The organism is Streptomyces gardneri (assembly GCF_006539185.1).
Taxonomy (GTDB): Bacteria; Actinomycetota; Actinomycetes; order Streptomycetales; family Streptomycetaceae; genus Streptomyces; species Streptomyces gardneri.
Window position 1 is genome coordinate 15667 of sequence record NZ_BJMN01000055.1, and the last position, 26950, is coordinate 42616.

The 26950-nt window shown below is 71.7% G+C and carries 25 protein-coding genes, 4 tRNA genes and 1 other RNA gene; 17 read left to right on the forward strand and 13 right to left on the reverse strand.

The genetic code is table 11. The features are described from left to right. Positions 1-77: 77 nt before the first annotated feature. Positions 78-563: a DUF1269 domain-containing protein gene (locus SGA01_RS34240; RefSeq protein ID WP_141301656.1), complete on the reverse strand. Its 486-nt coding sequence runs from the start codon at positions 561-563 to the stop codon at positions 78-80. Positions 564-776: 213 nt separating this feature from the next. On the opposite strand from SGA01_RS34240, the gene SGA01_RS34245 reads away from it, so the two are divergent. Next, positions 777-1352, forward strand: coding sequence for a hypothetical protein (locus SGA01_RS34245; RefSeq protein ID WP_141301658.1), 576 nt, complete (start codon positions 777-779; stop codon positions 1350-1352). A 57-nt stretch (positions 1353-1409) separates the two neighbouring features. On the opposite strand, the gene SGA01_RS34250 is transcribed toward SGA01_RS34245, so the two are convergent. Next, entirely contained in the window at positions 1410-1898 is a 489-nt protein-coding gene (locus SGA01_RS34250) for a VOC family protein (RefSeq protein ID WP_141301660.1), read from the reverse strand. Between the two features lie 113 nt (positions 1899-2011). On the opposite strand from SGA01_RS34250, the gene SGA01_RS34255 reads away from it, so the two are divergent. Next, positions 2012-2641 (forward strand): TetR/AcrR family transcriptional regulator, encoded by a 630-nt coding sequence (locus tag SGA01_RS34255; protein WP_174867615.1) that lies wholly within the window; start codon positions 2012-2014, stop codon positions 2639-2641. Between the two features lie 93 nt (positions 2642-2734). Here the strand turns inward: SGA01_RS34255 and SGA01_RS34260 are convergent, their stop codons facing one another. Both SGA01_RS34260 and SGA01_RS34265 read right to left on the reverse strand, forming a co-directional pair. Continuing rightward, positions 2735-2956 (reverse strand): hypothetical protein, encoded by a 222-nt coding sequence (locus tag SGA01_RS34260; RefSeq protein ID WP_141301661.1) that lies wholly within the window; start codon positions 2954-2956, stop codon positions 2735-2737. 121 nt (positions 2957-3077) lie between these two features. Beyond that, a tRNA-Ser gene (locus SGA01_RS34265) sits at positions 3078-3165 on the reverse strand. A gap of 339 nt (positions 3166-3504) precedes the next feature. On the opposite strand from SGA01_RS34265, the gene ffs reads away from it, so the two are divergent. From ffs to SGA01_RS34295, 6 genes are all read left to right on the forward strand, one after another. Beyond that, positions 3505-3603, forward strand: an RNA gene (gene ffs / locus SGA01_RS34270) — signal recognition particle sRNA small type. Between the two features lie 114 nt (positions 3604-3717). Then, entirely contained in the window at positions 3718-5844 is a 2127-nt protein-coding gene (locus SGA01_RS34275) for a DNA polymerase III subunit gamma and tau (RefSeq protein ID WP_141301663.1), read from the forward strand. A gap of 61 nt (positions 5845-5905) precedes the next feature. Further along, entirely contained in the window at positions 5906-7156 is a 1251-nt protein-coding gene (gene purD / locus SGA01_RS34280) for a phosphoribosylamine--glycine ligase (protein ID WP_141301665.1), read from the forward strand. A 260-nt stretch (positions 7157-7416) separates the two neighbouring features. Continuing rightward, positions 7417-9339 carry a M48 family metalloprotease gene (locus SGA01_RS34285; protein WP_141301667.1) on the forward strand — a complete coding sequence of 641 codons (1923 nt, stop codon included), beginning with the start codon at positions 7417-7419 and terminating at the stop codon, positions 9337-9339. Positions 9340-9626: 287 nt separating this feature from the next. Beyond that, positions 9627-11087: a N,N-dimethylformamidase beta subunit family domain-containing protein gene (locus SGA01_RS34290; RefSeq protein ID WP_141301669.1), complete on the forward strand. Its 1461-nt coding sequence runs from the start codon at positions 9627-9629 to the stop codon at positions 11085-11087. A 98-nt stretch (positions 11088-11185) separates the two neighbouring features. Then, positions 11186-12106: a phosphoribosylaminoimidazolesuccinocarboxamide synthase gene (locus SGA01_RS34295; RefSeq protein WP_141301671.1), complete on the forward strand. Its 921-nt coding sequence runs from the start codon at positions 11186-11188 to the stop codon at positions 12104-12106. 54 nt (positions 12107-12160) lie between these two features. Here SGA01_RS34295 and SGA01_RS34300 read toward each other — a convergent pair. The 8 genes from SGA01_RS34300 to SGA01_RS34335 all read right to left on the reverse strand — a co-directional run bounded on the left by SGA01_RS34300 (position 12161) and on the right by SGA01_RS34335 (position 16816). Further along, a tRNA-Gly gene (locus SGA01_RS34300) sits at positions 12161-12236 on the reverse strand. Between the two features lie 22 nt (positions 12237-12258). Further along, positions 12259-12909 carry a response regulator transcription factor gene (locus SGA01_RS34305; RefSeq protein WP_141301673.1) on the reverse strand — a complete coding sequence of 217 codons (651 nt, stop codon included), beginning with the start codon at positions 12907-12909 and terminating at the stop codon, positions 12259-12261. Then, positions 12906-14204 (reverse strand): sensor histidine kinase, encoded by a 1299-nt coding sequence (locus SGA01_RS34310; protein ID WP_141301675.1) that lies wholly within the window; start codon positions 14202-14204, stop codon positions 12906-12908. Before SGA01_RS34310 ends, SGA01_RS34305 begins: the two co-directional genes overlap by 4 nt. Before the next feature lie 28 nt (positions 14205-14232). Then, positions 14233-14997 (reverse strand): ABC transporter permease, encoded by a 765-nt coding sequence (locus tag SGA01_RS34315; RefSeq protein ID WP_141301677.1) that lies wholly within the window; start codon positions 14995-14997, stop codon positions 14233-14235. Beyond that, positions 14994-15947 (reverse strand): ABC transporter ATP-binding protein, encoded by a 954-nt coding sequence (locus SGA01_RS34320; protein WP_055642319.1) that lies wholly within the window; start codon positions 15945-15947, stop codon positions 14994-14996. The genes SGA01_RS34315 and SGA01_RS34320 overlap by 4 nt, the downstream gene beginning before the upstream one ends. Positions 15948-16102: 155 nt before the next feature. Further along, positions 16103-16175 (reverse strand) — tRNA-Gly (locus SGA01_RS34325). A 79-nt stretch (positions 16176-16254) separates the two neighbouring features. Further along, positions 16255-16326: transfer RNA gene (locus SGA01_RS34330), tRNA-Gly, on the reverse strand. 121 nt (positions 16327-16447) lie between these two features. Beyond that, positions 16448-16816 (reverse strand): histone-like nucleoid-structuring protein Lsr2, encoded by a 369-nt coding sequence (locus SGA01_RS34335; protein ID WP_141301679.1) that lies wholly within the window; start codon positions 16814-16816, stop codon positions 16448-16450. A 377-nt stretch (positions 16817-17193) separates the two neighbouring features. Between SGA01_RS34335 and purS the strand changes: the two genes are divergently transcribed. The 5 genes from purS (at position 17194) to SGA01_RS34360 (ending at position 21859) form a co-directional block, all read left to right on the forward strand. Then, positions 17194-17439, forward strand: a complete 246-nt coding sequence (purS, locus tag SGA01_RS34340) for a phosphoribosylformylglycinamidine synthase subunit PurS (protein WP_015035032.1) — start codon at positions 17194-17196, stop codon at positions 17437-17439. Next, the gene (purQ, locus tag SGA01_RS34345; protein ID WP_056654072.1) at positions 17436-18116 is read left to right on the forward strand and encodes a phosphoribosylformylglycinamidine synthase subunit PurQ; all 681 of its coding nucleotides are present in this window, start codon (positions 17436-17438) and stop codon (positions 18114-18116) included. The genes purS and purQ overlap by 4 nt, the downstream gene beginning before the upstream one ends. Beyond that, a complete protein-coding gene (purL, locus tag SGA01_RS34350) occupies positions 18116-20365 on the forward strand; it encodes a phosphoribosylformylglycinamidine synthase subunit PurL (protein WP_141301681.1) in 2250 nt (749 codons plus the stop codon). Before purQ ends, purL begins: the two co-directional genes overlap by 1 nt. Before the next feature lie 104 nt (positions 20366-20469). Beyond that, positions 20470-20976: an ArsR/SmtB family transcription factor gene (locus SGA01_RS34355; protein WP_055642316.1), complete on the forward strand. Its 507-nt coding sequence runs from the start codon at positions 20470-20472 to the stop codon at positions 20974-20976. 25 nt (positions 20977-21001) lie between these two features. Further along, on the forward strand, positions 21002-21859 hold the full coding sequence (locus tag SGA01_RS34360; RefSeq protein ID WP_141301683.1) for a M23 family metallopeptidase: 858 nt from the start codon (positions 21002-21004) through the stop codon (positions 21857-21859). Here the strand turns inward: SGA01_RS34360 and SGA01_RS34365 are convergent. Then, positions 21844-22251 (reverse strand): nuclear transport factor 2 family protein, encoded by a 408-nt coding sequence (locus SGA01_RS34365; protein ID WP_141301685.1) that lies wholly within the window; start codon positions 22249-22251, stop codon positions 21844-21846. The genes SGA01_RS34360 and SGA01_RS34365 overlap by 16 nt on opposite strands. Before the next feature lie 84 nt (positions 22252-22335). Here SGA01_RS34365 and SGA01_RS34370 point away from each other — a divergent pair, with 84 nt between their 5' ends. The 4 genes from SGA01_RS34370 (at position 22336) to purM (ending at position 26867) form a co-directional block, all read left to right on the forward strand. Next, entirely contained in the window at positions 22336-23124 is a 789-nt protein-coding gene (locus SGA01_RS34370) for a maleylpyruvate isomerase family mycothiol-dependent enzyme (protein ID WP_055642313.1), read from the forward strand. 58 nt (positions 23125-23182) lie between these two features. Then, positions 23183-23998 (forward strand): META domain-containing protein, encoded by an 816-nt coding sequence (locus SGA01_RS34375; RefSeq protein ID WP_141301687.1) that lies wholly within the window; start codon positions 23183-23185, stop codon positions 23996-23998. A gap of 218 nt (positions 23999-24216) precedes the next feature. Next, positions 24217-25743: an amidophosphoribosyltransferase gene (purF, locus tag SGA01_RS34380; RefSeq protein ID WP_055642311.1), complete on the forward strand. Its 1527-nt coding sequence runs from the start codon at positions 24217-24219 to the stop codon at positions 25741-25743. 44 nt (positions 25744-25787) lie between these two features. Beyond that, the gene (gene purM, locus SGA01_RS34385; RefSeq protein ID WP_055642310.1) at positions 25788-26867 is read left to right on the forward strand and encodes a phosphoribosylformylglycinamidine cyclo-ligase; all 1080 of its coding nucleotides are present in this window, start codon (positions 25788-25790) and stop codon (positions 26865-26867) included. Positions 26868-26950: the final 83 nt, after the last annotated feature.

A 26950-nucleotide genomic window follows, 5' to 3' on the forward strand; every position in this document is an offset into this window, starting at 1 on the left:
GGGTGCGGCCTGGGGCGTTCTGTGTGGGCGATGCCGGCGGCTTAGGTCGGCATCCGGCTCGGCGCCGTGAACTCGGGTCAGCTCGCGAAGACTTCGCGGAGCTTGGCCTCCTTCTCGGTGTCCAGGTTGGACTGGATCAGCTCCGCGTGGCCGTTCGGGAAGGCGTCCTTCACGCGGTCGACCACCGCGTCGGCAGAGAGCAGAAAGAGTGCCGAACTGCCCGGCGTCACCTTCGACTTGACCGAGTCGATGAAGTCGTCGTCGATGCCGACATCCGCCATCTTGCCGCCGAGCGCACCGGCCGCCGCGCCCACGGCCGCGCCGAGCAGCGGCATGAAGAAGAGGAGGCCGAAGAGCATGCCCCAGAACGTGCCGGAGAGGGCGCCGGCGCCGGTGAGGTTGTTCAGCTGCTTCGTCTTCGGCTTGCTCGCTTCCGCCGGCCAGCTGACGGTGGCCGCGTCGATGACCTTGATCAGCTGCTGCTTCTGCAGCTGGAGCAGGGTGTCCTCCACGGTTCCGGCACCCTCGGGCGCATCGAATTTCCACACGGTCAACGTGGCCACGTCCAGCCTCCAGAAGCTCGCCCGACGGCGATCGGCAACAGGTAGCCCTCAGTAAATGCGGTGATCACGAATGGCGCATCTCGGATATCTCGGGCATCTCGGCAAGGAGAGGGGAGAGGGGAGAGGGGCGCCGGGCGTGCGCGCGCTCCTCGTAGGAGTGATCACCGGTGCGCCTGCGTGAAGGGGTGTGGCGCCGTCGCCAGGGTGGCGCGCATGCACCTTTCCTTCCCCCCTCCCTCCTCCCTGCTCGTGCGCCGGGCGTTGCTCCCCTTCGTGGCCGCGGTCGCGCTGCTGGGGACCGCCGGCACCTCCGTGGTCACGGCGGCCGAGTCGTGCGGATCGATCATCACGGCCCCGCTCGCGCGGCCCGTCTCCGCCGACGACCCCTGTCCCAGCGCGGACCCGGTCGTGTGCCGGATCCGCGTCCTGCCGATGGACGAGAAGGTCGAGGCCCAGCGGACGCGGATGCAGTACCACGGGCTCCTGGAGGACATGCACCGCACCGAGGCCAACATGCGCGAGGCGGGCTTCACCGACGAGGAGATCGCCAGGGAGCTGGTCGACATGCGGAACCAGGCGAAGGAGATCACCCGCGCGGGCATGAGCCCGGAGGAGGTTCGCATCCTGGAGGAGCGGAACCTCGCCAAGTACGGCAACCCCCTCGGCCCGACCGCCGATCAGCTGTACGCCAAGTACGGCTCCTGGCAGAAGGTCATCGACGCCTCGATGCGTACGAGCTACGCCGTCGACCGTGAGCTCAGCCTGGAGTACCGCCCCTGCCCCGTGTAGTGCGGAGGAGGAACGGAAGAAGGGCCCCACCGGAAAAGGTGGGGCCCTTCGGCATGCTCAGGAGGCGTCGACCCCGGCGTCGACCCCGGCTCCGGTCCCGGCCTCAGCCCCGGCCTCGTCACCGGCTCCGTTTCCGTCCCACGTCCCGGCCCCGGCCTCATCGCCGGACGGGGTGACCCACTCGACGAGCTGGATGACGACACCGTTGGGGTCGGTCAGCTGGAAGAGGCGCTCGCCCCACGGCTCCTCGCGCAGCGGCATCGTGATCGGGGCGCCCGCCGCCCGCAGTCGGGCCTCGTGTGCGGCGAGGTCGCTGACGGTGAGGGCCAGGATCAGGCCGCCCGCCCGCTGGTCGCGCTGCTCGGCGGGGAGGACTTCGGTGCCCTGGCGAAGCAGCACGATGTCGACGGCGGCGTCGTCACGGGTCAGGGAGGCGAAGCCGTCGGCGGCCATGGCGACCTGGTAGCCGAGGTGGGTGGTGAGGAACTCCTGCGACGCGGTCACGTCGGCGACGGTGAGGGAGAGGGTGGAGGTGGTGACGTTCAGGGTGACTCCTCGAAGAGAACTTTACGACGGACGTAACTTTACGCACGGCCTTCGAAGTTCGTCAAGGGTAATTTTGCTACGAGGGTAAGATTCTTCGCATGGGTATCGAGAGCATGGGACTCCGTGAGTCCAAGAAGCAGGAGACCAGGCAGCTGATCTCCGACCACGCCACGCGACTGTTCATGGCGCAGGGCTTCGAGCAGACGACGATCGCCGAGATCGCGACCGCGGCCCGCGTGGCCAAGAAGACGGTCACCAACTACTTCCCGCGCAAGGAGGACCTGGCCCTCGACCATCACGAGCAGTTCACCGCGAGCCTGGCCACCGCGGTCGCGGGCCGCGCGGAGGGCGAGTCGCCGCTGGCCGCCCTGCGCCGGGAGTTCACCGCCGCCCTCGACGCGCGCGACCCCGTCGCGGGCTTCGCCGGCCCCGACTTCGCCCGCATGGTCGCCGACAGCCCCACCCTCACCGCCCGCCTGCGCGACCTGCACGACCAGCGCGAGGAGGCCCTGGCCGTCGCCCTCGCGGAGACCGCTGCCGCCATCGAGGCCTCGTCCATCGCCCCCCGCGCGGCCGCCGCGCTCCTGGGGGCGGCGCACCGGCTGCTGTTCCGGCGGATCCAGGAACTCACCCTGGCCGGCCGGCCCAACGACGTGATCGCCGCCACCCTGGCCCCGGAGGCGGCTCACGTCTTCGACCTCCTGGAGGGAGCCCTCGGCGACTCCCCGACCGCGACAGCGTGACGGGGAGAGGAGGGAGGCGAGACGCCAGAGGGCCGGACCGCTGGTGCGGTCCGGCCCTCTGAGGCTGCCGTGCCGTGGTGGGCACTGCAGGTTCTACAGCTTGCTCATCTTTGTGTACGGGCTCAGGATCCGCTCTTGCAGCGAGCCGAAATCGACAAGTGCTGCGACTCCGTCCTCGATGCCGATCACTCGGCCGAGGCCGTACATGTCGTGTGTGACCTGGTCGCCCACGGTGAACTCCTTGGGCGGAGGGGCGACCGGGGCCTTGAAGGGGCTGGTCGGCAGGTGGCGCTTCGGCGCGGGAGGCTTTGTCATTGCCCCCAGTATGCGCCCGCGGGGCTCCGACTGCGGCTGTCGTCCGCCGGAGAATGCTCCGGAACCCGTGACGGGGGAACGCCAGAGGGCCGGACCGCTTACGCGATCCGGCCCTCTGAGCTGGCGGAGGATACGAGATTCGAACTCGTGAGGGGTTGCCCCCAACACGCTTTCCAAGCGTGCGCCCTAGGCCTCTAGGCGAATCCTCCGCTCGGAACATTACATGACCGAGGAGGGTGCTCGCGAACTCGATTCGATCACTCGATTCGATCCGGGGTCCGGTGGAGGTCGGGCAGGGGTTTCGAGGAGGGGAGCGTGAGGAGAGCGGGAGAGGAGCGGGAGGAGATCGGGAGGGGAGCGGGAGAGGAGCGGGAGGAGATCGGGAGGGGAGCGGGGAGGTGTGGGCGGGGGCGCGAGGAGGCGTGGGAGGAGGGGGCGACGGGGTGCGGGGGAGGAGGGCGAGGGGGCATGGGGAGGGGAGTGAAGCGGTGTGAGGAAGGGCGCGAGGGGGTGTGGGTTCTGGGGCTGCTGGGATCGGGTACGCTGGGCGGAGCCCCTCACGCGGCGCTATCTGACTGAACTCCCCCAGGGCCGGAAGGCAGCAAGGGTAGGTTGGCTCTGGCGGGTGCGTGGGGGGCGCTTGCGTTCTCCCGCAGGGTGGATCCGAGCGGGTGGATCCGGCGGAGTGCGAGCGGTCGTGCGGCAGGTCCCGTCCGGTGGTTTTTCCCGGGTTGTCGGTGGGCGCCTATAACCTCGTATACGTGTCGTCTCTCGCGCTGTACCGCCGCTATCGCCCCGAGTCCTTCGCCGAGGTCATCGGGCAGGAGCATGTCACCGACCCGTTGCAGCAGGCCCTGCGGAACAACCGGGTCAATCACGCGTACCTGTTCAGCGGGCCCCGCGGCTGTGGCAAGACGACCAGTGCGCGCATTCTGGCGCGGTGTCTGAACTGCGAGCAGGGGCCCACGCCGACGCCCTGCGGCGAGTGTCAGTCCTGCCGCGACCTCGCGCGGAACGGGCCGGGTTCGATCGACGTCATCGAGATCGACGCCGCGTCCCACGGTGGTGTGGACGACGCCCGTGACCTGCGGGAGAAGGCCTTCTTCGGGCCCGCCTCCAGCCGGTACAAGATCTACATCATCGACGAGGCGCACATGGTCACCTCGGCGGGCTTCAACGCCCTCCTGAAGGTGGTCGAGGAGCCGCCGGAGCACCTCAAGTTCATCTTCGCCACGACCGAGCCCGAGAAGGTCATCGGGACCATCCGCTCGCGGACCCACCACTACCCCTTCCGGCTCGTGCCGCCCGGCACCCTGCGGGACTACCTGGGCGAGGTCTGCGGCCGCGAGGGCGCCCTCGTCGAGGACGGCGTGCTGCCGCTCGTCGTGCGCGCCGGCGCCGGGTCCGTCCGTGACTCGATGTCCGTGATGGACCAGCTGCTCGCCGGCGCCGCCGACGACGGTGTGACGTACGCCATGGCGACCTCTCTCCTCGGTTATACGGACGGGTCCCTGCTCGACTCCGTCGTGGACTCCTTCGCGTCCGGTGACGGCGCCGCCGCGTTCGAGGTCGTCGACCGGGTCATCGAGGGCGGCAACGACCCTCGCCGGTTCGTCGCGGATCTGCTGGAGCGGCTGCGCGATCTCGTGATCCTCGCCGCCGTGCCGGACGCCGCCGAGAAGGGGCTCATCGACGCGCCGGTCGACGTCATCGAGCGCATGCAGGCGCAGGCGTCCGTGTTCGGTGCCGCCGAGCTCAGCAGGGCCGCCGACCTCGTCAACGCCGGGCTGACCGAGATGCGCGGTGCCACCTCGCCCCGGCTCCAGCTGGAGCTGATCTGCGCGCGCGTGCTGCTGCCCGCCGCCTTCGACGACGAGCGTTCGTTCCAGGCGCGCCTCGACCGGCTGGAGCGCGGGGTCGCCGCCGGGGCCGGGCCCTCGCCCGTCTTCACGCCCGCGCCGCCCACGCCCGCCATGGCGTACGTGCCCGGGCCCGAGGCCCACACCCCGATGGCCCCGCCCCCGCTCCCGCCGGCCCCGGCCCCCGTGCAGCAGCCCCAGGCCGCGCCCGTTGCCCCGCCGGTCGCCCCCGCGGCCCCCGCCGCTCCCGTGCAGGACCAGCCCCCCGCCGCCCGGCCCGGTGCATGGCCCGGGGCCGCCGCCCCCGGCAGCGGCGCGCCCGGCGCCTGGCCCGGCGCGGCGGCCCCGGCGGCCCCGGCCGCTCAGGCGCAGGCCCCGGCCGCCGCCGCCCCCGTACAGGCACAGCCCGCGCCGCAGGCCCCGGCTCCCGCCACCGGCGGAGGCGGGGACACCGCGCAGGTGCGGAACCTCTGGCCGCAGATCCTCGACGCCGTCAAGAACCGGCGCCGCTTCACCTGGATCCTGCTCAGCCAGAACGCGCAGGTGGCCGGCTTCGACGGCACCACCCTCCAGCTCGGCTTCCTCAACGCCGGCGCCCGCGACAACTTCGCGAGCAGCGGCAGCGAGGAGGTCCTGAAGCAGGCCCTCTCCGAGCAGTTCAACGTGCAGTGGCGGGTCGAGGCGATCATCGACCCCTCGGGCGGCGCCTCCCCGCCGCCCGCCGCGGTCAACTTCGGCGGCGGCCGCCCGCAGGCCCCCGCCCCCGCGCCCGCCTTCCAGCAGGCCCCGCCGCCCCCGCCCGTACAGGCGCAGTCCGCCCCGGCGGGCGGCTTCCCGCAGGCGGCCGCCCCCGCCCCGGCGCAGGCCCCCGCGCCCGCGTACACGCCGCCCGCGCCGCAGACCGTGGCGCCCGAGGACGACGTGCCGGAGGAGGACGACCCCGACCTCGTCGACTCCGCGCTCTCCGGTCACGACCTGATCGTGCGCGAGCTCGGAGCCACCGTTGTGGAGGAATACACGAACGACTAGGACCGTCTCGCTCGGTGGCCCGCACAAGGGGCATCCCGGCCAGCGGGCTACCCTGGCTGGCGTGAAGGTCCTCGTCATCGGCGGCGGCGCCCGCGAACACGCCCTGTGCCGCTCTCTCTCCCTCGATCCCGACGTCACCGCTCTGCACTGCGCGCCCGGCAACGCCGGAATCGCGGAGGTCGCCGAGCTGCACCCCGTCGACCAGCTGGACGGCGAAGCCGTCGCGCGCCTCGCCACCGAGCTCGGCGCCGAACTGGTCGTCATCGGCCCGGAGGCCCCGCTGGTCGCCGGTGTCGCCGACGCCGTCCGCGCGGCCGGCATCCCCGCCTTCGGCCCGTCGCGGGAAGCGGCGCAGCTGGAGGGCTCCAAGGCGTTCGCCAAGGACGTCATGGCCGGCGCCGGGGTGCCCACCGCCCGCAGCTACGTCTGCACCACCCCCGAGGAGATCGACGAGGCGCTCGACGCCTTCGGCGCTCCGTACGTCGTCAAGGACGACGGCCTCGCCGCCGGCAAGGGCGTCGTGGTCACCGAAGACGTCGAGCAGGCCCGCGCACACGCCCTGGCCTGCGACCGCGTCGTCATCGAGGAGTTCCTCGACGGCCCCGAGGTCTCCCTCTTCGCGATCACCGACGGCGTCACCGTCCTCCCGCTCCGGCCCGCGCAGGACTTCAAGCGCGCGCTCGACGGCGACGAGGGCCCGAACACCGGCGGCATGGGTGCCTACTCGCCGCTGCCCTGGGCCGACCCCAAGCTCGTCGACGAGGTCATGGAGAGCGTCCTCCAGCCCACGGTCGACGAACTGCGCCGCCGCGGCACGCCGTTCTCCGGCCTGCTGTACGCGGGTCTGGCGATCACCAGCCGCGGTGTCCGGGTCATCGAGTTCAACGCGCGCTTCGGCGACCCCGAGACCCAGGTGGTCCTGGCCCGGCTGAAGACGCCGCTCGCCGGCGTCCTGCTGAACTCCGCCAACGGCACCCTGGACGACCAGGCGCCGCTGAGCTGGAGCGACGAGGCCGCCGTCACCGTGGTCGTCGCCTCCCACAACTACCCGGAGACCCCGCGCACCGGCGACCCCATCGAGGGCCTGGCCGAGATCGCGGAGAAGGACGCCCCGCACGCGTACGTCCTCCACGCGGGGACGAAGCGGGACGGCGACGCGATCGTGAGCGCGGGCGGCCGGGTCCTCTCGGTCACCGCCACCGGAACGGACCTGGCGCAGGCCCGCGAGCGCGCGTACGCGGCGGTCGGCCGTATCCGGCTCGACGGCTCGCAGCACCGCACGGACATCGCGCGGAAGGCCGCCGAGGCCTGACCCGGCACGGCGATCCGCCGTACTTTCGTGAGGCCGTGCGGTTCACCGCACGGCCTCACGAGCGCCATCACCTTTACCCAAAGCCATTCGTTCGAGTGACGGCTCGGCCATCCGGATGACGGCCGCCACCGCCCCAACTAGGGTGCGGCGGAGGCGTTCCGGCACTTGGCCCACCTGCATTGCGATGTCGGTGACGGGTGCCACAGTGGGGGAGTGAGCAACACCGCCACAGGCAGTCCCGACATGGGCAGGAGGGGGTGATGTACGGCGTGTCCGGTACCGGCGCCGTTGTCGGCGAGGAGTGGGGTGCGCGCGCCGCGCGCTCCCGGGCACTCGCCGTCCTCCGTGTCCGAGGCAGGGCCCTCGGCCTCGCCGTGCTCCCCGCCGCCGTGGCCGTCGTCCTGTACGCGGGCGGGGCCACCGGCCACTTCACCGGGGCCGGCTGGGACACCGCCCGCTGGGTCGTGACCGTCCTCGCGATCCTCGTCCTCCTCGCCGCCACGGCCGTCGCCCTCGTCGTCGCCCGCGCCCGGCCGGCCGCCACACCCACCGTGGAGCTCTCCGAGACCGCGGCCCCCGATCTGTACCGGCTCGTGCGGGACCTCGCCGACCGGCTCGACGTCCCGGCGCCCTCCGCGATAGCCCTGACGCCGGACTGCGACAGCTGGCTGGAGGACCGCACCCACCGGGCCCACCGCTCGCTCCGGACCGCGCCCGACGGCGACGACGCCCCCGTCCTCGTCATAGGCTCGCCCTTCCTCTGGTGGATGCGGGTCGCCGAACTGCGCGCGGTACTCGCCCCCGTCGTCGCCGGTACGGGACCGGCCGCCCACCCCGACATAGCCGCCGCCCGCCGCTTCGTCCGCGGTCTCGACGCCGCCGTCGCCGTCCCCGAGACCCCCGGGCTCGACCCCTTCCGCAGACTGGGCGCCCATGGCGTCGGGCGGGTCGCCCGCGTCCTGCTGCGCGCCTGCCGCGGGCACGCGGGCGAGATGGAGCGAGGCGTCGCCGCCGCCGGTTCGGAGCGCGCGCAGACCGTGGACTACGGCGTACGGATCGTCGCCCAGGAGCAGGTCGGCCTGGCCTACGCGGGCTGGGACCGGCTCCTGACCCGGGTCGCGCTGCCCGCCTGGCGCATGGGCCGCTGGCCCGCCAAGCTCGACGCGGGCGTGGTCTCCGCGCTGACCGAGCTCTCCCGCCGCGACCGGCTCGCGGACGGCTTCTCCTCCCGGCTCGGCGAGCGCCCGGCCTGCGACCTCCTGGAGGAGCCGGGCGCGGTGGACGAGGCGACCTCGCTGCTCGCGGCCCGCCTCTTCCACGGCGGCCCGGCCGAGGCCGGCCCCGACTGGTCCCCGGTGGAGTGGAGCCAGTACCCGGAGGAGGTCGTCGACCGGAAGTGGCGTACGGACGCGGCCCGGCTCCACGAGGTCCTCGACCGGCTGGGTGTCGCCGACTCGACCGCCGGATCCCCGTCCGCCTCCGGCGGCCCGACGCTGACCCGTGTGATGGCCCACCTGTCCACCACACCGCCGGCCCCGAGCACCGACACCCCCGACCCCGAGGGCCGCCGAGCCTCCCAGGACCCGCAGGACCCGCACGACTCCGAGGAAGTCTCCGAGGGGGTCTCCGAGGAAGCGGTCGAGGAAACCTCCGGAGAAGCCGCCGCCCCCGCCGAGTTCTCCGACTCTCCCGGCGATGGCCTCGACGATCGCCTCGACGACGTTCTCGACGACGAGCCGCACGCCAACCCCGCCGCCGACGCCCTCGCCGCCGCGCTCAGCGCGCTCCTCGCGCGTGAGGAGGCAGCCCGGGAGGCCCGCGCGGCCCAGGCGGCGAAGACGGCGCGGACGGCGGCGCCCGCCCCGGGCGGTACGAGCCCGCACGTCGCCGTCAGCGGTCCCGACGGGCCCCTGCCGCTCTTCCCGCTCCAGCCGCCCCGGACCGGCCGCGACCTGCTCGCCGACCATGTGACCGCGATGGTCTGCTGCGCGGCCGTCGACACCGCGGAGGCCATCCCCGGCCTCGACTGGCTCGACGGGCCCGCCCTGCTCGTCGGCGGCGAGCGCACGGTGGACCTCGGCCCCCGCGTCCTCGCCCTCGTCGAGGACGGCGACCCGGAGCCCCTGCGCGCCTGGCTCGCCCGCACCGGAGTCCGCCCGGAGAAGCCCGTGCGCCTGGTCTGAACGCCCCAGGAACGCCCCAGGAACGCCCCAGGAACGCCCCAGGAACGCCCCAGGGACGCGCCCGGACGGTGGTCCCGGACAGGCCCCCCCCGTGACACGCCCCGGACACGCCCCCGGACCCGCCCCCGAAGCCCCCGGTCCCGGAGCCTCGGCTTCCACTCTCGTCAATTCACGACGAACGGTGACGGAGTGCGTGCGTTATGTGATGTGCTGGAGACCGTCACTGACAAAGGCAAGAACCAGAGGCACTGACCAGCCGACCGGGGGAGTCGAGGGAGGGGCGCAGCATGGGGGCCGAGCAGATCAGGCGGTGGGAGTCCGGCGCGCTGGCGCACGCCGTGAGCGATCCCTTCGGACAGGGCCCGCTGCCCTGGCTCCGCGGTTCGGAGAACTACTTCGACGACACGGGCCAGATGGTCCCCTGGTACGCGGACGAGATCCTGGCCCGCGGTGGCGGCGGCGGTCCGCGCACGGCCGACGACGTCAAGCGCCAGATCAAGGGCTTCGCCTCGACCGGGGCCGTGGCGCCGGGCGAGTCGATCGACTTCCACATCACCGTGGACCCGCCGCAGCAGTTCCTCGTCGACGTCTACCGGATCGGCCACTACGGCGGCGACGGCGCCGCGAAGATCACCACGAGCCCGCGGCTCTCGGGGATCGTCCAGCCCGCCCCGCTCACCGCCGACCGCACGGTCTCCTGCCACCACTGGTGGCAGTCCTGGCGGCTCCAGGTCCCGACGTACTGGTCGATCGGCGCGTACGTCGCGGTCCTCACCACCGCCGACGGCTACCGCTCGCACATCCCCTTCACGGTCCGCGACAGCCACCCGGCGGACCTCCTCCTCGTCCTCCCGGACGTGACCTGGCAGGCGTACAACCTCTACCCGGAGGACGGCCGCACCGGCGCCAGCCTCTATCACGCCTGGGACGAGGAGGGCCGGCTGCTCGGCGAGGAGGACGCGGCCGTCACCGTCTCCTTCGACCGCCCCTACGCGGGCGCGGGACTGCCGCTGCACGTCGGCCACGCCTACGACTTCATCCGCTGGGCCGAGCGGTACGGCTACGACCTCGCCTACGCGGAGACCCGCGACCTGCACGCGGGCCGGGTCGACCCCAGCCGCTACCGGGGCCTGGTCTTCCCGGGCCACGACGAGTACTGGTCGGCACCGATGCGCAGGACCGCCGAACTCGCCCGGGACCAGGGCACGTCCCTCGTCTTCCTCTCCGCCAACACCATGTACTGGCAGGTGGAGCTGGGCCCGTCCCCGTCGGGGGTGCCGGACCGTCTCCTCACCTGCCGCAAGCGGCGCGGCCCCGGCCGCCCCGCCCTCTGGCGCGAGGTCGACCGGCCCGAGCAGCGGCTCCTCGGCATCCAGTACGCGGGCCGGGTGCCCGAACCGCACCCGATGGTCGTACGGAACGCCGAGCATTGGCTCTGGGAGGCCACCGGAGCGGGCGACGGCGACGAGCTCCCCGGCATGGTCGCGGGCGAGGCCGACCGCTACTTCCCGCGCACCGCGCTCCCCGAGCACCAGGGCCGCATCCTGCTGGCCCACTCGCCCTACCAGGACGGCGACGGCGCGGTGCGCCACCAGGAGACCTCGCTCTACAGGGCGCCGTCCGGCGCCTGGGTCTTCGCCTCCGGCACCTTCGCCTGGTCTCCGGCGCTCGACCGGCCGGGCCATGTCGACGCCCGGGTCCAGCGCGCCACCGCGAACCTCCTCGACCGGATCTGCAAGAGGGACTGAGGGGCCGCCGCGGGCCCGGACGCCGTACCCGTGTCTCCGCGCGAGCGAACGTGCGAGAGAATCGGACACGCTCCTGGATCAACCTACGCGGAGGAACCGTGTCCGGATTCGTAGAAAAGCCCGAGCCTGTGCAGGTCCCGGGCCTCACCCATCTCCACACGGGCAAGGTCCGCGACCTGTACCGGAACGAGGCGGGCGACCTCGTCATGGTGGCGAGCGACCGTATTTCCGCGTACGACTGGGTCCTGCCGACCGAGATCCCCGACAAGGGCCGGGTCCTCACCCAGCTCTCGCTGTGGTGGTTCGACCGGCTCTCCGACCTGGTCCCGCACCACGTCCTCTCCACCGAGCTCCCGGCCGGCGCCCCCGCCGACTGGGCGGGCCGCACCCTCGTCTGCAAGTCGCTGAACATGGTGCAGGTCGAGTGCGTCGCCCGCGGCTACCTCACGGGCTCCGGCCTCATCGAGTACGACGAGTCCCGCACGGTCTGCGGCGTCCCGCTCCCCGAGGGCCTCACCGACGGCTCCGAGCTGCCCGCCCCGATCTTCACCCCGGCCACCAAGGCCGCGGTCGGCGACCACGACGAGAACGTCTCCTTCGAGGAGGTCGCCCGCCAGGTCGGCACCGAGACGGCCGAGCTGCTGCGCCGGACGACCCTCGCGGTGTACTCCAGGGCCCTGGACATCGCCCGCGAGCGAGGGCTCATCCTGGCCGACACCAAGTTCGAGTTCGGCTTCGAGAGCACCCCGGACGGCGACCGTCTCGTTCTCGCCGACGAGGTCCTCACCCCGGACTCCTCGCGCTTCTGGCCGGCCGACCAGTGGCAGCCGGGCCGCGCCCAGCCCTCGTACGACAAGCAGTTCGTGCGGAACTGGCTGACGTCCCCGGCCTCGGGCTGGGACCGCAAGAGCGAGACGCCCCCGCCGCCGCTCCCGCAGGAGATCGTCGACGCGACGCGCGCCAAGTACCTGGAGGCGTACGAGCTGCTGACCGGCAAGCCCTGGTCGGACACCTTCTAGGAGCCCAAGGGCACGAGAAAGCCCCCCGGTCGATCCGACCGGGGGGCTTCTTCATGGAGCGGACGACGAGATTCGAACTCGCGACCCTCACCTTGGCAAGGTGATGCTCTACCAACTGAGCCACGTCCGCATGCGCCGTAGCGCGGGGCTAACTATACCCAACCTTTCGCCTGGGCGAGACGCACCGCCGTGTGACGGTTCTCGGCACCGAGCTTCGCGGCGGCTGAGGAGAGGTAGTTCCGGACGGTTCCGGGGGAGAGCGAGGCGCGCCGGGCGATCTCCGTGACGGGTGCTCCGTCGGCGGAGAGTTCGAGGACCTCGGCCTCCCGGGCGGTCAGCGGGGAGTCGCCGGCGGCGATGGCGTCGGACGCCAACTCCGGGTCCACATAACGGTTTCCGGCGTGCACGGTACGAATGATCTCGGCGAGCCGCTGGGCGCTGACGGTCTTCGGGACGAAGCCCCGGACGCCGGCGGAGAGGGCCCGCTTGAGGTGCCCGGGACGGCCGTGACCGGTCACGATCATGGTGCGGCAGCCGGGCAGTTCGTCCCGCAGGACCGTGGCGACCGTCACACCGTCCGCGCCCGGCATCTGCAGATCGAGCACGGCGACGTCGGGTCGGTGGGCGCGGGCCATGGCGAGCGCCTCGGGGCCGGTCGCGGCCTCGGCGACGACGACGAGGTCGTCCTCCAGGCCGAGCAGCGCGGCGAGCGCGCCGCGGATCAGATGCTCGTCGTCGGCGAGCAGTACGCGCACAGGAGCAGCAGCAGGGGCGGGAGCCGGATCGGGGACGGGGGCGGTCATCGGTCCACCCCCGAACGGGACATACGGGGTGTACGGGGCACGGGGATCCGGGCCGCCACCCGGAACGTCCCGCCGCCGCCCGGACCCGCCTCCAGGGTCCCGCCGACCGCCGCGAGTCGTTCCCGAAGCCCCGCGAGCCCCGAACCACCGCCGGAGCCGAGCCCGGAGCCGAGCCCCGAACCGCCCCGCGTACCGGCCCCGGTCGTCTGTCCCGCCCCGTCGTTCTCCACGGTCAGCAGCACCTCGTTCTCCTCCTCGCGGACGGAGATCGCGCAGCGCCGCGCGTCCCCGTGCCGCAGTACGTTCGTCGTGGTCTCGCGGACCACCCACCCGAGCGCCGACTGCACCTCGTCGGGCAGGGCGAGCCCGGCCGAGCCGAAGGGCGAGGCGATGGCGCAGTCGATCCCGGCCGCGTCGAGGACGCCCCGGGCGCCCTCCAGTTCCACCCGCAGGTCCGCCTCGCGGTAGCCGCGTACGACGTCCCGGACCTCGCGCTGGGACTCCCGGGCGATGCGCTGCACCTCGATCATCTGGTCGACGGCCTCGGGGCGTTCGCGCCGGGCGAGCTGGACGGCGAGCTCGCTCTTGAGGGCGATCACGGACAGGTTCCGGCCGATGACGTCGTGCAGGTCGCGGCCGAAGCGGAGCCGTTCCTCGGCGACCGCGAGCCGGGCCTTCAGGTCGCGGGAGCGCTCCAGCTCCCAGACGATCTTCATCAGCCAGGCGGAGAATCCGCAGGCGGCGACGAGGCCGTAGCCGCCGAAGAGGATCGCGATCCCGGAGCCGATGCCCTCGGCCGGGTGGAGGCCCACCGCCATGATCGCGCCGCCGGTCGCGAGCGCGGTGGCCGGGACGACGTACAGCATGCGCCGCGGCCGGCGCACGCAGAGCACGATGCCGCCCAGGGAGAAGGCGACGAGGCCGGTGACGACGGCGGTGGCGACCGCGGGGTCTTCGAGCACCCCCGTGGCCCGCAGCGCGATCACGGTCAGCGCACCGCCCGCCGTCAGGGCGGTCTGCGCGGTCGCGAGCCGGACCGGCCGGTCGCGCCGGTCCAGGGCCCAGTCCAGGGCGCGCGAGGAGAGCACGGCGTTCAGCACGGCGTGGGCGCAGACGAGCAGCACCAGCGCGAGGGTGAGGGGGAGGCCCACCGGGTCGTCGTCGGGTTCCGAGAACGGCACAAGGCCGATCGAAGCGATCTCGATCACCACGAAGAAGTGGAAGCTCCACCGTGTGTACAGCTCCACCTTGGCCGCACTGCCGCGCCGGCTCCACCACCCCGTCAGCCTGGACACGCGCCCGGCCTCCCTTCCCGTCCCCCGCCTACCTGCGGGGTTCCCAGCGGAACCACTTCCGGACAGCAAACACGGTGAGGACGCCCCAGGCCAGCGTGGTGAGCGCGGCGGTCATGAGGTCCTTGGTGTCGCCGACGCCGAGCCACCCGGCCCGGACGAACTCCATGACCCCGCTGAACGGCAGCAGTTGGGTGAGGCTCGCGACCAGGTCGGGAAGGAGGTCGCGGGGGACCATCAGCCCCGAGCCCATGGCGGAGATCAGGAAGAACGGCAGGGTGGTGAGGCCCGCGCTCTCGACGTTCCGTGTGATGGCGGTGGTCGCGGCGGCCAGTCCGGCGAGCAGCAGGACCGCGGCGAGCAGGCCGAGCACGAGCAGGTCGGGGCGGCGCGGTGCGGGTACGTCGAGGACGAGGGCGCCGCCGACGGACAGGACGACGCACTGGACGAGGGCGATGGCGGCGGAGGGGAGCGCGGCGCCGCCGAGGATCTCCAGATCGGTCGCCTCGCCGGTGCGCAGCCGCTTGAGGACGAGCTCCTCGCGGCGGGCCACGAGGGCGGAGACGAGACCCATGTAGACGACGAGGACGAGGACCATGCCCGTCCCGCCGATGAGGGTGGTGCCCGCCATGCCGCCGGGCAGCTCGTCCGGGCTCATCTGCCCGAGCGAGGACCGCAGCACGAGGATCATCAGCAGCGGCATCAGGAGGGCGATGAAGAGGTTGTTCTTGTTGCGCCCGAGGAGGGTGAGTTCGGCCCGTCCGAGCGAGGTCATCCGGCGTGCGGTCGCGTTCATCGGAGGCTCTCCAGGTCCGCCGCCAGGTCCCCGTTCAGGTCCTGGTCCAGGGCGTCGGTGCGGGAGGCGATCTCCAGGAACGCCTCTTCGAGGGTGGCCGAGCGGGCGTCGAGCCCGTCGAGCCGTACGCCGGCCTCGCGGGCCCAGCCGAGGAGTTCGCCGAGCGCGTCCTGCAGCTCGTGCGTACGGATCTCCACGCGCCGGCCGTCGGCGGCGGCCTTCAGGGAGAGCGGCAGGCGGGCGGGTGCGACTCCCTCGGGGAGGGTGAAGCGGATGCGGGCGGGCCGGGCGGCGGTGACCTCGTCCGGGGTGCCGGTGAGCACGATCCGGCCCTGGTGCATGATCGCGAGCCGGTCGGCCAGGGACTCGGCCTCCTCCAGGTAGTGCGTGGTGAGGAGCACGGTCGTCCCCTCGTCGCGCAGTCTCCGCACCAGGTTCCAGGTGTCGCGCCGTCCTTCGGCGTCGAGTCCGGTGGTCGGCTCGTCGAGGAAGAGGACCTCGGGGCGGCCGAGCAGCGCGAGGGCGAGGTCGAGACGCCGCCGTTCGCCGCCGGAGAGCTGCTTGATGCGGACCCGGTGGCGGGAGCCGAGGCCGACGGCCTCCAGCGCCTCGCCCGTGGGCCGGGCGCCGGTGGTGCAGCCTGCCCACATCCGTACGGTCTCGGCCACGGTCAGGTCGCTGGGGAAGCCGCCCTCCTGGAGCATGACCCCGATGCGGGGGCGGACGGCGGCCCGTTCGCGGTACGGGTCGTGGCCGAGGACGCGGGCGGTTCCGGCGCTGGGTGCGGCGAGGCCCTCCAGGAGTTCGACCGTGGAGGTCTTGCCGGCGCCGTTGGTGCCGAGGAGGGCGAAGATCTCGCCGTGGGGGACGGTGAAGGAGATGCCGCGCACGGCCTCGAAGCCGCCGGAGTAGCCGCGGCGCAGGCCTTCCGCTTCGATCGCGTTGGTCATGTGTCCAGACTCCCGGCGTCCGGGGCCGTCCGGCAGTGCGCGCTGTCATCGCCGTTTCTGACAAATGTCATGGCGTCAGGCGGGGCGGCCCCGGACGGCGGAGGCGGACACGACGAAGGCCCCGGTTCCAGAGAACCGGGGCCTTCGACTTCCTGAGCGGACGACGAGATTCGAACTCGCGACCCTCACCTTGGCAAGGTGATGCTCTACCAACTGAGCCACGTCCGCATGCCCCCGACCGACTTTCATCGGGCGGTGCGAGCACCACTCTACCTGATGCACCGGAGTGCTCGGTAATGCGATGCAGAGCGGGTGACAGGAATTGCACACTGCGCCTTCCCCCTGGAAGGGGGATGTTCTACTACTGAACTACACCCGCACGCTGCGTGAGGTTCGGCCCTGCGGCCTTGCCCCTCGGCGTGTTCCAGACTCTAGCGGATCATGGGGGGTGCAATGCAAATCGGCTCGGCCCGGCTCGCGTCGGCCCGGCTCGCGGAGGCTCAGCTCGCGGCGTGGAACGCCTCGTAGACCTTCTTCGGGATGCGGCCCCGGGCGGGCACGTCCATCTTGTTGGACTGGGCCCAGGCGCGGACCGCCGCCGGGTCGGGCGCGAGCGCGGTGCGGGTGTAGGTCTCGGTCCCGCCCTTCAGGCCGCCGGCGCCCTTCGCGCCTCCCGGTCCGCCCTTCGCGCCCGCCGACTGCTTGCGGCCGGCGGCGAGGTAGGGGGCGAGGGTCTTGCGGAGTTTCTTTGCATTGGCAGCATTCAGGTCGATCTCGTACATCTTCCCGTCGAGGCCGAACGCGACCGTCTCAGCAGCTTCTCCGCCGTCGATGTCATCGGAGAGAGTGACCACCACACGCTGAGCCACGGATATCGGTCCTTTCCTGCGGCCGCCGGGGTCGGAACGACGCTTGTGACGTCTCTGACGTGCGACGATGCCGACTGTTCGGCTGTGCCGGGACAATGCTTCTTTCCTATGGATTCCTTTGTACAGCGGTAGGCATCGCATTGTGAAGCCCCGGCAATTGTTTCAGCGTGTCCCAGTGGATTGAGGTCCGCAATATTTCGCTGGAATTTTGCGCGCGAGTGTGCGTGCGGGGGTGGGCGGCGTTCGCTGTCCGTTCGCGGTCCGTTCATGGGTCTTTGGGGATCTCTTTGTAGGATCCTTCAGATCTCTACCCGCGTAGAATTTGGAGGCAGGTACGCTGAGGGAACCGCCCACGCAACACACCACCGGGAGTGCCAGTGGCACGCGTCGTAGTCGACGTCATGCTCAAGCCGGAGATTCTGGACCCTCAGGGGCAGGCGGTGCAGCGTGCACTGCCCCGCCTGGGATTCGCCGGAATCGCCGACGTCCGTCAGGGGAAGCGCTTCGAACTGGAGGTGGAGGGACCGGTCGACGACGCCGCCCTCGCCCGCATCCATGAGATGGCCGAAACCTTCCTTGCCAACACCGTGATCGAAGACTTCGTCGTGAAGGTCGAGTCGTGACCGCACGCATCGGCGTCGTCACGTTCCCCGGAACTCTCGACGACCAGGACGCGCTTCGCGCCGCCCGCCTCGCGGGCGCCGAGCCCGTCTCGCTCTGGCACCGCGACAAGGACCTCAAGCAGGTCGACGCCGTGGTTCTCGCCGGCGGTTTCTCCTACGGCGACTACCTGCGGGCCGGAGCCATCTCCCGCTTCTCGCCGGTGATGGAGAGCATCATCGAGCAGGCCAAGGCGGGCATGCCCGTCCTCGGCATCTGCAACGGCTTCCAGATCCTCACCGAGGCCCATCTGCTGCCGGGCGCGATGCTGCGCAACAACCACCTCCACTTCATCTGCCGCGACCAGAAGCTGCGGGTGGAGAACGCGGAGACCGCCTGGACGTCCGACTACGAGCGGGGCCAGGAGATCGAGGTCCCGCTCAAGAACATGGACGGCCGGTACGTCGCCGACGAGCGCACGCTCGACGAGCTGGAGGCCGAGGGGCGGGTGGCCTTCCGCTACCTGGACATGAACCCCAACGGCTCGCTGCGCGACATCGCGGGCATCACCAATGCCGCGGGCAACGTGGTCGGCCTCATGCCGCACCCGGAGCACGCCGTCGAGCCGCTGGTCGGCACCGGCAAGACGGACGGCCTCGGTTTCTTCACCTCGATCCTCAAGAAGCTGGTCAACGCCTGATGAGCCTCGACACCGTCAAGCACGCGAGCGAGACGCCGGACAGCGAGCAGCCCTGGAAGGAGCTCGGCCTCAAGGAGGACGAGTACGCGCGCATCCGCGAGATCCTGGGCCGCCGTCCCACCGGCGCCGAGCTCGCCATGTACTCCGTCATGTGGTCCGAGCACTGCTCCTACAAGAGCAGCAAGGTCCACCTGAAGCAGTTCGGCGAGAAGGTCCCGGAGAACGACGCCATGCTCGTCGGCATCGGCGAGAACGCCGGCGTCGTCGACGTGGGCCAGGGGTACGCGGTCACCTTCAAGGTCGAGTCGCACAACCACCCCTCGTACATCGAGCCCTACCAGGGCGCGGCCACCGGCGTCGGCGGCATCGTCCGCGACATCCTCGCCATGGGTGCCCGCCCGGTCGCGGTCGTCGACCCGCTGCGCTTCGGCGCGGCCGACCACCCCGACACCAAGCGCGTGCTGCCCGGTGTCGTCGCCGGCATCGGCGGCTACGGCAACTGCCTGGGCCTGCCGAACATCGGTGGCGAGGTCGTCTTCGACTCCTGCTACCAGGGCAACCCGCTGGTCAACGCCGGCTGCATCGGCGTCATGAAGCACGAGGACATCCACCTCGCCAAGGCCTCCGGCCCGGGCAACAAGGTCATCCTCTACGGCGCCCGCACGGGCGGCGACGGCATCGGCGGCGTCTCGGTCCTCGCGTCCGAGACCTTCGACGACACCAAGCCCACCAAGCGCCCCGCCGTCCAGGTCGGCGACCCCTTCCAGGAGAAGCTCCTCATCGAGTGCACCCTGGAGATCTTCAAGGAGAAGCTGGTCGCGGGCATCCAGGACCTCGGCGGCGCCGGGCTCTCCTGCGCCACGTCCGAGCTGGCCTCCGCGGGCTCCGGCGGCATGCACGTCGACCTCGAGAAGGTCCACCTGCGCGACGCGACGCTCTCGCCCGAGGAAATCCTCATGAGCGAGTCGCAGGAGCGCATGTGCGCGATCGTCGAGCCGCAGCACGTCGACCGCTTCCTGGAGATCTGCGAGAAGTGGGACGTCATCGCGGTCGTCATCGGTGAGGTGACGGACGGCGAGCGCCTGGAGATCTTCTGGCACGGCGAGCAGATCGTCGACGTGCCGCCGCGCTCCGTCGCCCACGAGGGCCCGACCTACCACCGGCCGTTCGCGCGCCCGGACTGGCAGGACGCGCTCCAGGCCGACGACGCCGGCAAGCTGCCCCGGCCGCAGGACGGCGCCGAGCTGAAGGACCAGGTCCTGAAGCTCGTCTCCTCGCCGAACCAGGCCTCGAAGTCCTGGATCACGGACCAGTACGACCGGTTCGTGCAGGGCAACACGGTCCTGGCGCAGCCCGAGGACGCGGGCATGGTCCGTATCGACGAGGAGACCAACCTCGGCGTGGCCATGGCGACCGACGGCAACGGCCGGTACGCGAAGCTCGACCCGTACACGGGCGCGCAGCTCGCCCTTGCGGAGGCGTACCGCAACGTCGCCGCTTCCGGTGCGAAGCCGCTGGCCATCTCGGACTGCCTGAACTTCGGTTCGCCCGAGGACCCGGCCGTGATGTGGCAGTTCGCCGAGGCCACCCGTGGTCTCGCGGACGGCTGCCTCCAGCTCGGCACCCCGGTCACCGGTGGCAACGTCTCCCTGTACAACCAGACGGGCGAGACCGCGATCCACCCGACGCCGGTCGTGGCCGTGCTCGGTGTGATCGACGACGTCAACCGCCGTACGCCGATCGCCTTCGCGGAAGAGGGCCAGCTCCTCTACCTGCTCGGCGACACGCGCGAGGAGTTCGGCGGCTCGGCCTGGTCCGAGGTCATCCACCAGCACCTCGGCGGCATGCCGCCGGCGGTGGACCTCGACCGCGAGAAGCTGCTCGGCGAGATCCTGATCTCGGCCTCCCGTGACGGCATGATCGACGCGGCGCACGACCTGTCCGACGGCGGTCTCGTGCAGGCGGTCGTCGAGTCCTGCCTGCGCGGCGGGAACGGCGCGCGCCTGGTCGTCCCGGAGGGCCTGGACGCCTTCACCTTCCTCTTCAGCGAGTCGGCGGGCCGTGCGGTCGTCGCCGTCCCGCGCAGCGAGGAGCTCCGCTTCACCGACATGTGCGGTGCGCGGGGTCTGCCGGCGACCCGGATCGGTGTCGTCGACGGGGACGCGGTCGACGTCCAGGGCGAGTTCGCGCTCTCCCTGGAGGAGCTGCGCACGGCCCACGAGGCGACGATCCCGGGCCTGCTGGCCTGATCCGACGGATCCGACGCTCTGCGAGAGAGCCCCCGCCCCTTCCGGGCGGGGGCTTTCGCGTTGTCCGCTTGCACGAGATTACGTAATTACGTAATCTCCGAGGAATGGAGCTGGAAGAGCGGGTGGCCGAGCTGGAACGGCGCATGGCCGCCCTTGAGGGTGCCGAGCGCCCCGTACCCGAGGCCGTCGACGCCACCTTCTGGGCCCTGGAGGGCTTCAAGGCGGAGCTCGCCGAGGCCGGGGAGCGGGGCGCCGACGGCGGTGTGCTGTTCACGGGGTCGGTCCGACTGCCGACCGACGAGCGGTACGAGTGGCAGTTCGGCGCGCTCACCGAGCGGCTGCTCGACGAGGAGTGGGCCGCGACCGCCGACTCCTTCGCCGCGCTCGGCCATCCCGTACGGCTCCGGCTGCTGCGGGAGATCCTCGGCGGCCGCCGTACCGCCGCCGAGCTGGCGGAGTCGGAGGAGATCGGCACGACCGGCCAGATCTACCACCACCTGAAGCAGCTGACCGGCGCCGGCTGGCTCCACACCACGGGCCGCGGCCGCTACGAGGTCCCCGGGGCCCGGGTCGTCCCGCTCCTGGTGATGCTCACCGCCGCCCGCCCGTAGCAAAGCGCACCCAGGGGGAACGTCCATGCTTTCGCGTAAGTCCGTACTGCTGCTCCACCGCGTGCTCTGGCTGCTGTTCGCCGGGCAGGCGCTCGTCTCGGTGGCGGTCGACCCGCCGTATCCGTACTGGGCGGGCTGGCTGCCGGCGCTCGCCGGCGCCGCTCTCGGCATCGGCCTCGTCGTCACCGGCCGCCGCCGGATCGCCGCGGGGCCGCGCGCGACGGTCGAGGTGGGCCCGCCCGTCGCCGGCCGCTGGTCCGCGATGAACAGCCCGGCCGACCGGACGCCGAGCCACGGCACGCACCAGTACGGCCAGACGTACGCCATCGACATCGTGGCGGAGGACGAGGAGCGCCCGCGCCCCGCCTTCGCCCCGCTCTGGCCCCTCGTCCGCCGCAACCAGCACTTCCCGGCCTTCGACGCGCCCCTGCTCGCCGTCGCCGACGCGACCGTCGTGCACGCCGAGGACGGCCAGCGCGACCACCTCAGCCGCAACTCCCTGCCCGCGGTGCTCTATCTGATGCTGATCGAGTCCGCCGTCCGCGTCCTCGCGGGCGCCCGCCGGGTGACCGGCAACCACCTGGTCCTCGACCTCGGCGACGGTACGTACGCGATGTACGCGCACCTGCGGCGCGGCTCGCTCGCCGTCCGCGCGGGCGACCGGGTCGTCGCCGGCCAGGAACTCGCCCGGTGCGGCAACTCCGGCAACTCCACCGAGCCCCACGTCCACTTCCAGCTGATGGACGGCCCGGACCTGGAGACGGCCCGGGGCGTTCCGTTCACCTGGCGCGGCGTCGGCGTACCGGCGAACGGCGAGACGTTCACGGCGCCGGGCCACGCGGCGGCCCCGGCCGGGGAGGCGCCGGGCTACGCGGCGGCCTGACCCCAGAAGGCGTCGGACTGCTCGATGTCCTCGACGCACTCGTCGATGTCGGTGATCTTGCCGCCCATGATCGTGAAGATCAGCGCGCCCTTCATCTCGATGCCCCGGTCGCCCCGCTCGGCGAAGAAGGTGTTCGCCGCGACGGCGTGGCCGCGGCCGTCGATGCTGATGCTGTCCATCTGGACCTGCATCTTGCCGTTGGTGAGCTCGAACATCTTTCCGTACATGGCGAGGATGTTGTCGCGGCCCTTGAAGTGCCCGGATATCTGGCTGCTGCCGGGCGAGTGGTGCGTACAGTCCGCCGTCATCAGGGTGCCGACGGTCTCCATGTCTCCTTGGGTCCACGCCTCGAAGCCCCGGCGGACCAGAGCGATGTCAGGGTGCTCGGTCATGGCCGCTCGACCCCTCTCGTACGCGTTGAGGTGTGTGCGGGAAGCCCTCCCGCTTCCCTCCAGTCTCCGGCTACCCTCGCCCCCATGCCACCGGCCAAGAAGCGCACCCGCAGCTACGACTCCGCCAAGACCCGGGCCGCCGTCCTCGCCCAGTTCGGGAACGTACGGGACGGGGTCGCGGCCCTGACGCCCGAGCAGCTGGACGCGCCGACGCGGCTGGGGGAGTGGACCGTGCGGGAGCTCGCGGCCCACGTGACGATGGCCCTGGGCGCGGTCGCCCGGCACCTCGGGGAGCCCGAGCCCGCCCGGCAGGAACTGGCCCTGGTCGACTGGCCCATGGCCACGGTCACGGCCGCCGCGCGGATCGACACGGACACCCGGGCGATCGACACGAGCGACCTTCCCGGGCTGTACGAGCGGACGGCCGCCCTGTACGAGGAGCGGGTCGCGGAGGCCGCCGACGGACGGCTGGTCGGGGCCCGGCTCGGCGCCATGACCCTCGCCGACTTCCTGGTCACCCGGGCCCTCGAACTGGTCGTCCACACCGACGACCTGAACGCGGCGACCGGCGCCGGCATCCCGTACGACCGCCAGGCCCTCGCCGCCTGCGTCCGGCTGCTCGCCGACGCCCTCGCGACGAAGGCCCCCGGCGGCGCCGTCGAGGTGCGGATCCCGCCGTACGCGGTCGTGCAGTGCGTGGAGGGCCCCCGGCACACCCGGGGCACTCCGCCCAACGTCGTCGAGACGGACCCGCTGACCTGGATCAGGCTCGCGACGGGCCGCGCGGAGTGGGCGGTGGAGAAGGAGGCCGCCCACGTCAGCGCGAGCGGCGAACGCGCTGACCTGTCCGCCGTCCTGCCGGTCCTCTCCTAGGCGATCTCTCCCGGGCGACCTCGCGGAACCGGACGGCGGGCCCGCCCGTCCCATCTCCATGCCGAAGCCACGAGCCCTCGCCGCCCTGGTCCCCCTCCTGCTCCTCGCGGCCACCGCCACCGCCTGCGGTACGGACCCGGGCCCCGGCGCCGGCCAGGCCGGGACCGTCGCCCCCGCCCTGCCCGTCAGCGGTACGCACTGGTCGATCAAGGCCGTGACGGTCGACGGGCGCAGGTCCACCGCCCCCGCCGACGCGCGCGTCGAGTTCAAGGAGGACGGCCGCGCCCAGGGGAACACCGGCTGCAACCACTTCGGCGCCACCGTCGCGGTGAACGGCGACACCCTCACCGTCACCCAGAACGAGATCACCGAGATCGGCTGCCCCGGTGACCGGGATCGCTTCGAGAAGGAGCTGATCACGGCCTTCTCGGGTGCGCTCAAGGGCACAATCAAGGGGGAGCGGTTCACCCTCGCCTCGGCCGACGGCCGGAACGGCCTCGAACTGACCTCGGAGCCGGGCGCCCCGCTGCGCGGCACTACCTGGCACATCGACTCGCTCGTCTCCGGCGCGACGGTCAGCTCCCTGCCCCCCGGCAGCGGCGGCAAGGCGCGGATCGTCCTCGGTGAGGACGGCCGGGTCACCGGCAACCTGGGCTGCAACAACTTCTCCGCGACCGCCCGGGTCGACGGCACCACCCTCACCGTCGAGGGGCCGGCGGCGACCACCCGCATGCGGTGCGCGAGCCCGGAGATGGAGCTGGAGACGAAGCTGTACGAGCTCCTCGACGGCCCGCTCACCTACCGCCTCGACCACCGGACGCTGACCCTCACCGACCCCTCGGGCGAGGGCCTCACGGCCACGGTGGCGGGGTAGCACCCTCGAAAGAAGGTGCACTCCGTCACATCGCGGGGGACCTCGATGGCTGGTACGAGCGTCTGCTCATCGAGGTCCCGGGGCGGGAATCCCTTCCCGCGCCTGCTTCGTAGGCCTCTCCAAGCCCGAGATGATCATTTCGTGCGATCCCACGAGTGGCGCAGTCGCCGCTTTTCTTCAATTCGGACCAGTGGTCGAGCCCGACTACACTCGGAAACGTGCCACGTGGTGACGGTCGACTCAATCACGACTTGCTCCCCGGAGAGAAAGGCCCTCAGGACGCTTGTGGCGTCTTCGGTGTCTGGGCTCCGGGTGAAGAGGTCGCAAAGCTCACGTACTTCGGGCTCTACGCCCTCCAGCATCGGGGCCAGGAATCCGCGGGTATCGCGGTTAGCAACGGCTCCCAGATCCTCGTCTTCAAGGACATGGGCCTCGTGTCCCAGGTCTTCGACGAGACCTCTCTCGGCTCCCTCCAAGGTCATATCGCGGTCGGTCACGCCCGCTACTCGACCACCGGGGCGTCCGTGTGGGAGAACGCGCAGCCGACGTTCAGGGCGACCGCCCACGGCTCGATCGCGCTCGGCCACAACGGCAACCTGGTGAACACGGCGCAGCTCGCCGAGATGGTCGCCGACCTGCCCAAGAAGGAAGGCCGCAGCACCCGCGTCGCGGCCACCAACGACACCGACCTGCTCACGGCGCTCCTCGCCGCGCAGGTCGACGACGAGGGCACGCCGCTCACCATCGAGGAAGGTGCCGCCAAGGTCCTTCCCGATGTCCGGGGCGCCTTCTCCCTCGTCTTCATGGACGAGCACACGCTCTACGCGGCCCGTGACCCGCAGGGCATCCGCCCGCTGGTCCTCGGCCGTCTGGAGCGCGGCTGGGTCGTCGCGTCCGAGTCCGCCGCCCTCGACATCTGCGGTGCCAGCTACGTCCGCGAGGTCGAGCCGGGCGAGATGATCGCGATCGACGAGAACGGCATCCGTACCTCGCGATTCGCGGAAGCGAAGCCCAAGGGCTGTGTCTTCGAGTACGTGTACCTGGCTCGCCCCGACACCGACATCGCCGGGCGGAACGTCTACCTCTCCCGTGTGGAGATGGGCCGCCGCCTCGCGAAGGAGGCGCCGGTCGAGGCCGACCTGGTGATAGCGACACCGGAGTCGGGCACCCCGGCCGCCATCGGCTACGCCGAGGCCTCGGGCATCCCCTTCGGCGCGGGCCTGGTGAAGAACGCCTACGTCGGGCGCACCTTCATCCAGCCCTCCCAGACCATCCGCCAGCTCGGCATCCGGCTGAAGCTGAACCCGCTCAAGGAAGTCATCAAGGGCAAGCGCCTGGTGGTCGTCGACGACTCGATCGTCCGCGGCAACACCCAGCGCGCGCTCGTCCGGATGCTCCGCGAGGCCGGCGCGGCCGAGATCCACATCCGGATCTCCTCGCCGCCGGTGAAGTGGCCCTGCTTCTTCGGCATCGACTTCGCCACCCGTGCGGAGCTGATCGCCAACGGCATGTCGATCGACGAGATCGGCAAGTCGCTCGGGGCGGACTCGCTCTCGTACATCTCCCTGGAGGGGATGATCGAGGCGACCACCATCCAGAAGCCGAACCTCTGCCGTGCCTGCTTCGACGGCGAGTACCCGATGGAGCTTCCGGACCCCGAGCTCCTCGGCAAGCAGCTCCTGGAGACCGAGCTGGCCGCGGGACCGGCCGCCACCGCGGCCTCCGACGCCCTGCGCCGCCCGTAAGACCCCGCTGCACACCCCGCAGTACGACACGAAAGTTCTTCAGCATGTCTGAGTCCACCAGTGCCGGAAGCGGCGCCAGCTACGCGAGCGCGGGCGTCGACATCGAGGCGGGCGACCGCGCCGTCGAGCTCATGAAGGAGTGGGTGAAGAAGACCCAGCGCCCCGAGGTCCTCGGTGGCCTCGGCGGTTTCGCCGGTCTCTTCGACGCCTCCGCCCTCAAGCGCTACGAGCGCCCGCTGCTCGCCTCGGCGACCGACGGCGTCGGCACGAAGGTCGACATCGCCCGCCAGATGGGCGTGTACGACACGATCGGCCACGACCTGGTCGCGATGGTCATGGACGACATCGTCGTCTGCGGCGCCGAGCCGCTCTTCATGACCGACTACATCTGCGTCGGCAAGGTCCACCCGGAGCGGGTCGCCGCCATCGTCAAGGGCATCGCCGAGGGCTGTGTCCTCGCCGGCTGCGCCCTGGTCGGCGGCGAGACCGCGGAGCACCCGGGCCTCCTCGGCCCGGACGACTTCGACGTCGCCGGCGCCGGCACGGGTGTCGTGGAGTACGACCGGCTCCTCGGCGCCGATCGCATCCGTACGGGGGACGCGGTCATCGCCATGGCCTCCTCGGGTCTTCACTCCAACGGGTACTCGCTCGTCCGGCACGTGGTCTTCGACCGCGCCGGCATGACCCTGGACCAGCAGGTCGAGGAGCTGGGCCGGACCCTCGGCGAGGAGCTCCTGGAGCCCACCAAGATCTACTCGCTGGACTGCCTGGCCCTCACCCGGACCACGGACGTCCACGCGTACAGCCACATCACCGGCGGCGGTCTCGCAGCCAACCTGGCCCGGGTGATCCCGGACGGCCTGCACGCCACGGTCGACCGCTCCACCTGGACCCCCGGCGCGATCTTCGACCTGGTCGGCAAGGCCGGTCAGGTGGAGCGCCTGGAGCTGGAGAAGACGCTGAACATGGGCGTCGGCATGATGGCCGTCGTGCCGGCCGACTCCGTGGACGCGGCCCTGACGACCCTCGCGGACCGCGGGGTCGAGTCCTGGGTCGCGGGCGAGATCACCGAGCGCGGCGCGCACACGACCGGCGCGGAGCTGGTCGGGGACTACGCGAAGTAGGACAAGCGGGAGCGGCCCGGCAGCACCCCTCAGGGGGGCGCTGCCGGGCCGTTCTCGTTACGGTCTCCCCGTCCGCGTACCCA

Coding starts and splice junctions, on each gene's coding strand:
- SGA01_RS34245 (WP_141301658.1), top strand. CDS start 777: ATGCACCTTTCCTTCCCCCCTCCCTCCTCCCTGCTCGTGCGCCGGGCG.
- SGA01_RS34255 (WP_174867615.1), top strand. CDS start 2,012: ATGGGACTCCGTGAGTCCAAGAAGCAGGAGACCAGGCAGCTGATCTCC.
- SGA01_RS34260 (WP_141301661.1), bottom strand. CDS start 2,956: ATGACAAAGCCTCCCGCGCCGAAGCGCCACCTGCCGACCAGCCCCTTC.
- SGA01_RS34285 (WP_141301667.1), top strand. CDS start 7,417: ATGTACGGCGTGTCCGGTACCGGCGCCGTTGTCGGCGAGGAGTGGGGT.
- SGA01_RS34290 (WP_141301669.1), top strand. CDS start 9,627: ATGGGGGCCGAGCAGATCAGGCGGTGGGAGTCCGGCGCGCTGGCGCAC.
- SGA01_RS34305 (WP_141301673.1), bottom strand. CDS start 12,909: ATGACCGCCCCCGTCCCCGATCCGGCTCCCGCCCCTGCTGCTGCTCCT.
- SGA01_RS34315 (WP_141301677.1), bottom strand. CDS start 14,997: ATGAACGCGACCGCACGCCGGATGACCTCGCTCGGACGGGCCGAACTC.
- SGA01_RS34320 (WP_055642319.1), bottom strand. CDS start 15,947: ATGACCAACGCGATCGAAGCGGAAGGCCTGCGCCGCGGCTACTCCGGC.
- purL (WP_141301681.1), top strand. CDS start 18,116: ATGAGCCTCGACACCGTCAAGCACGCGAGCGAGACGCCGGACAGCGAG.
- SGA01_RS34355 (WP_055642316.1), top strand. CDS start 20,470: ATGGAGCTGGAAGAGCGGGTGGCCGAGCTGGAACGGCGCATGGCCGCC.
- SGA01_RS34360 (WP_141301683.1), top strand. CDS start 21,002: ATGCTTTCGCGTAAGTCCGTACTGCTGCTCCACCGCGTGCTCTGGCTG.
- SGA01_RS34365 (WP_141301685.1), bottom strand. CDS start 22,251: ATGACCGAGCACCCTGACATCGCTCTGGTCCGCCGGGGCTTCGAGGCG.
- SGA01_RS34370 (WP_055642313.1), top strand. CDS start 22,336: ATGCCACCGGCCAAGAAGCGCACCCGCAGCTACGACTCCGCCAAGACC.
- SGA01_RS34375 (WP_141301687.1), top strand. CDS start 23,183: ATGCCGAAGCCACGAGCCCTCGCCGCCCTGGTCCCCCTCCTGCTCCTC.
- purM (WP_055642310.1), top strand. CDS start 25,788: ATGTCTGAGTCCACCAGTGCCGGAAGCGGCGCCAGCTACGCGAGCGCG.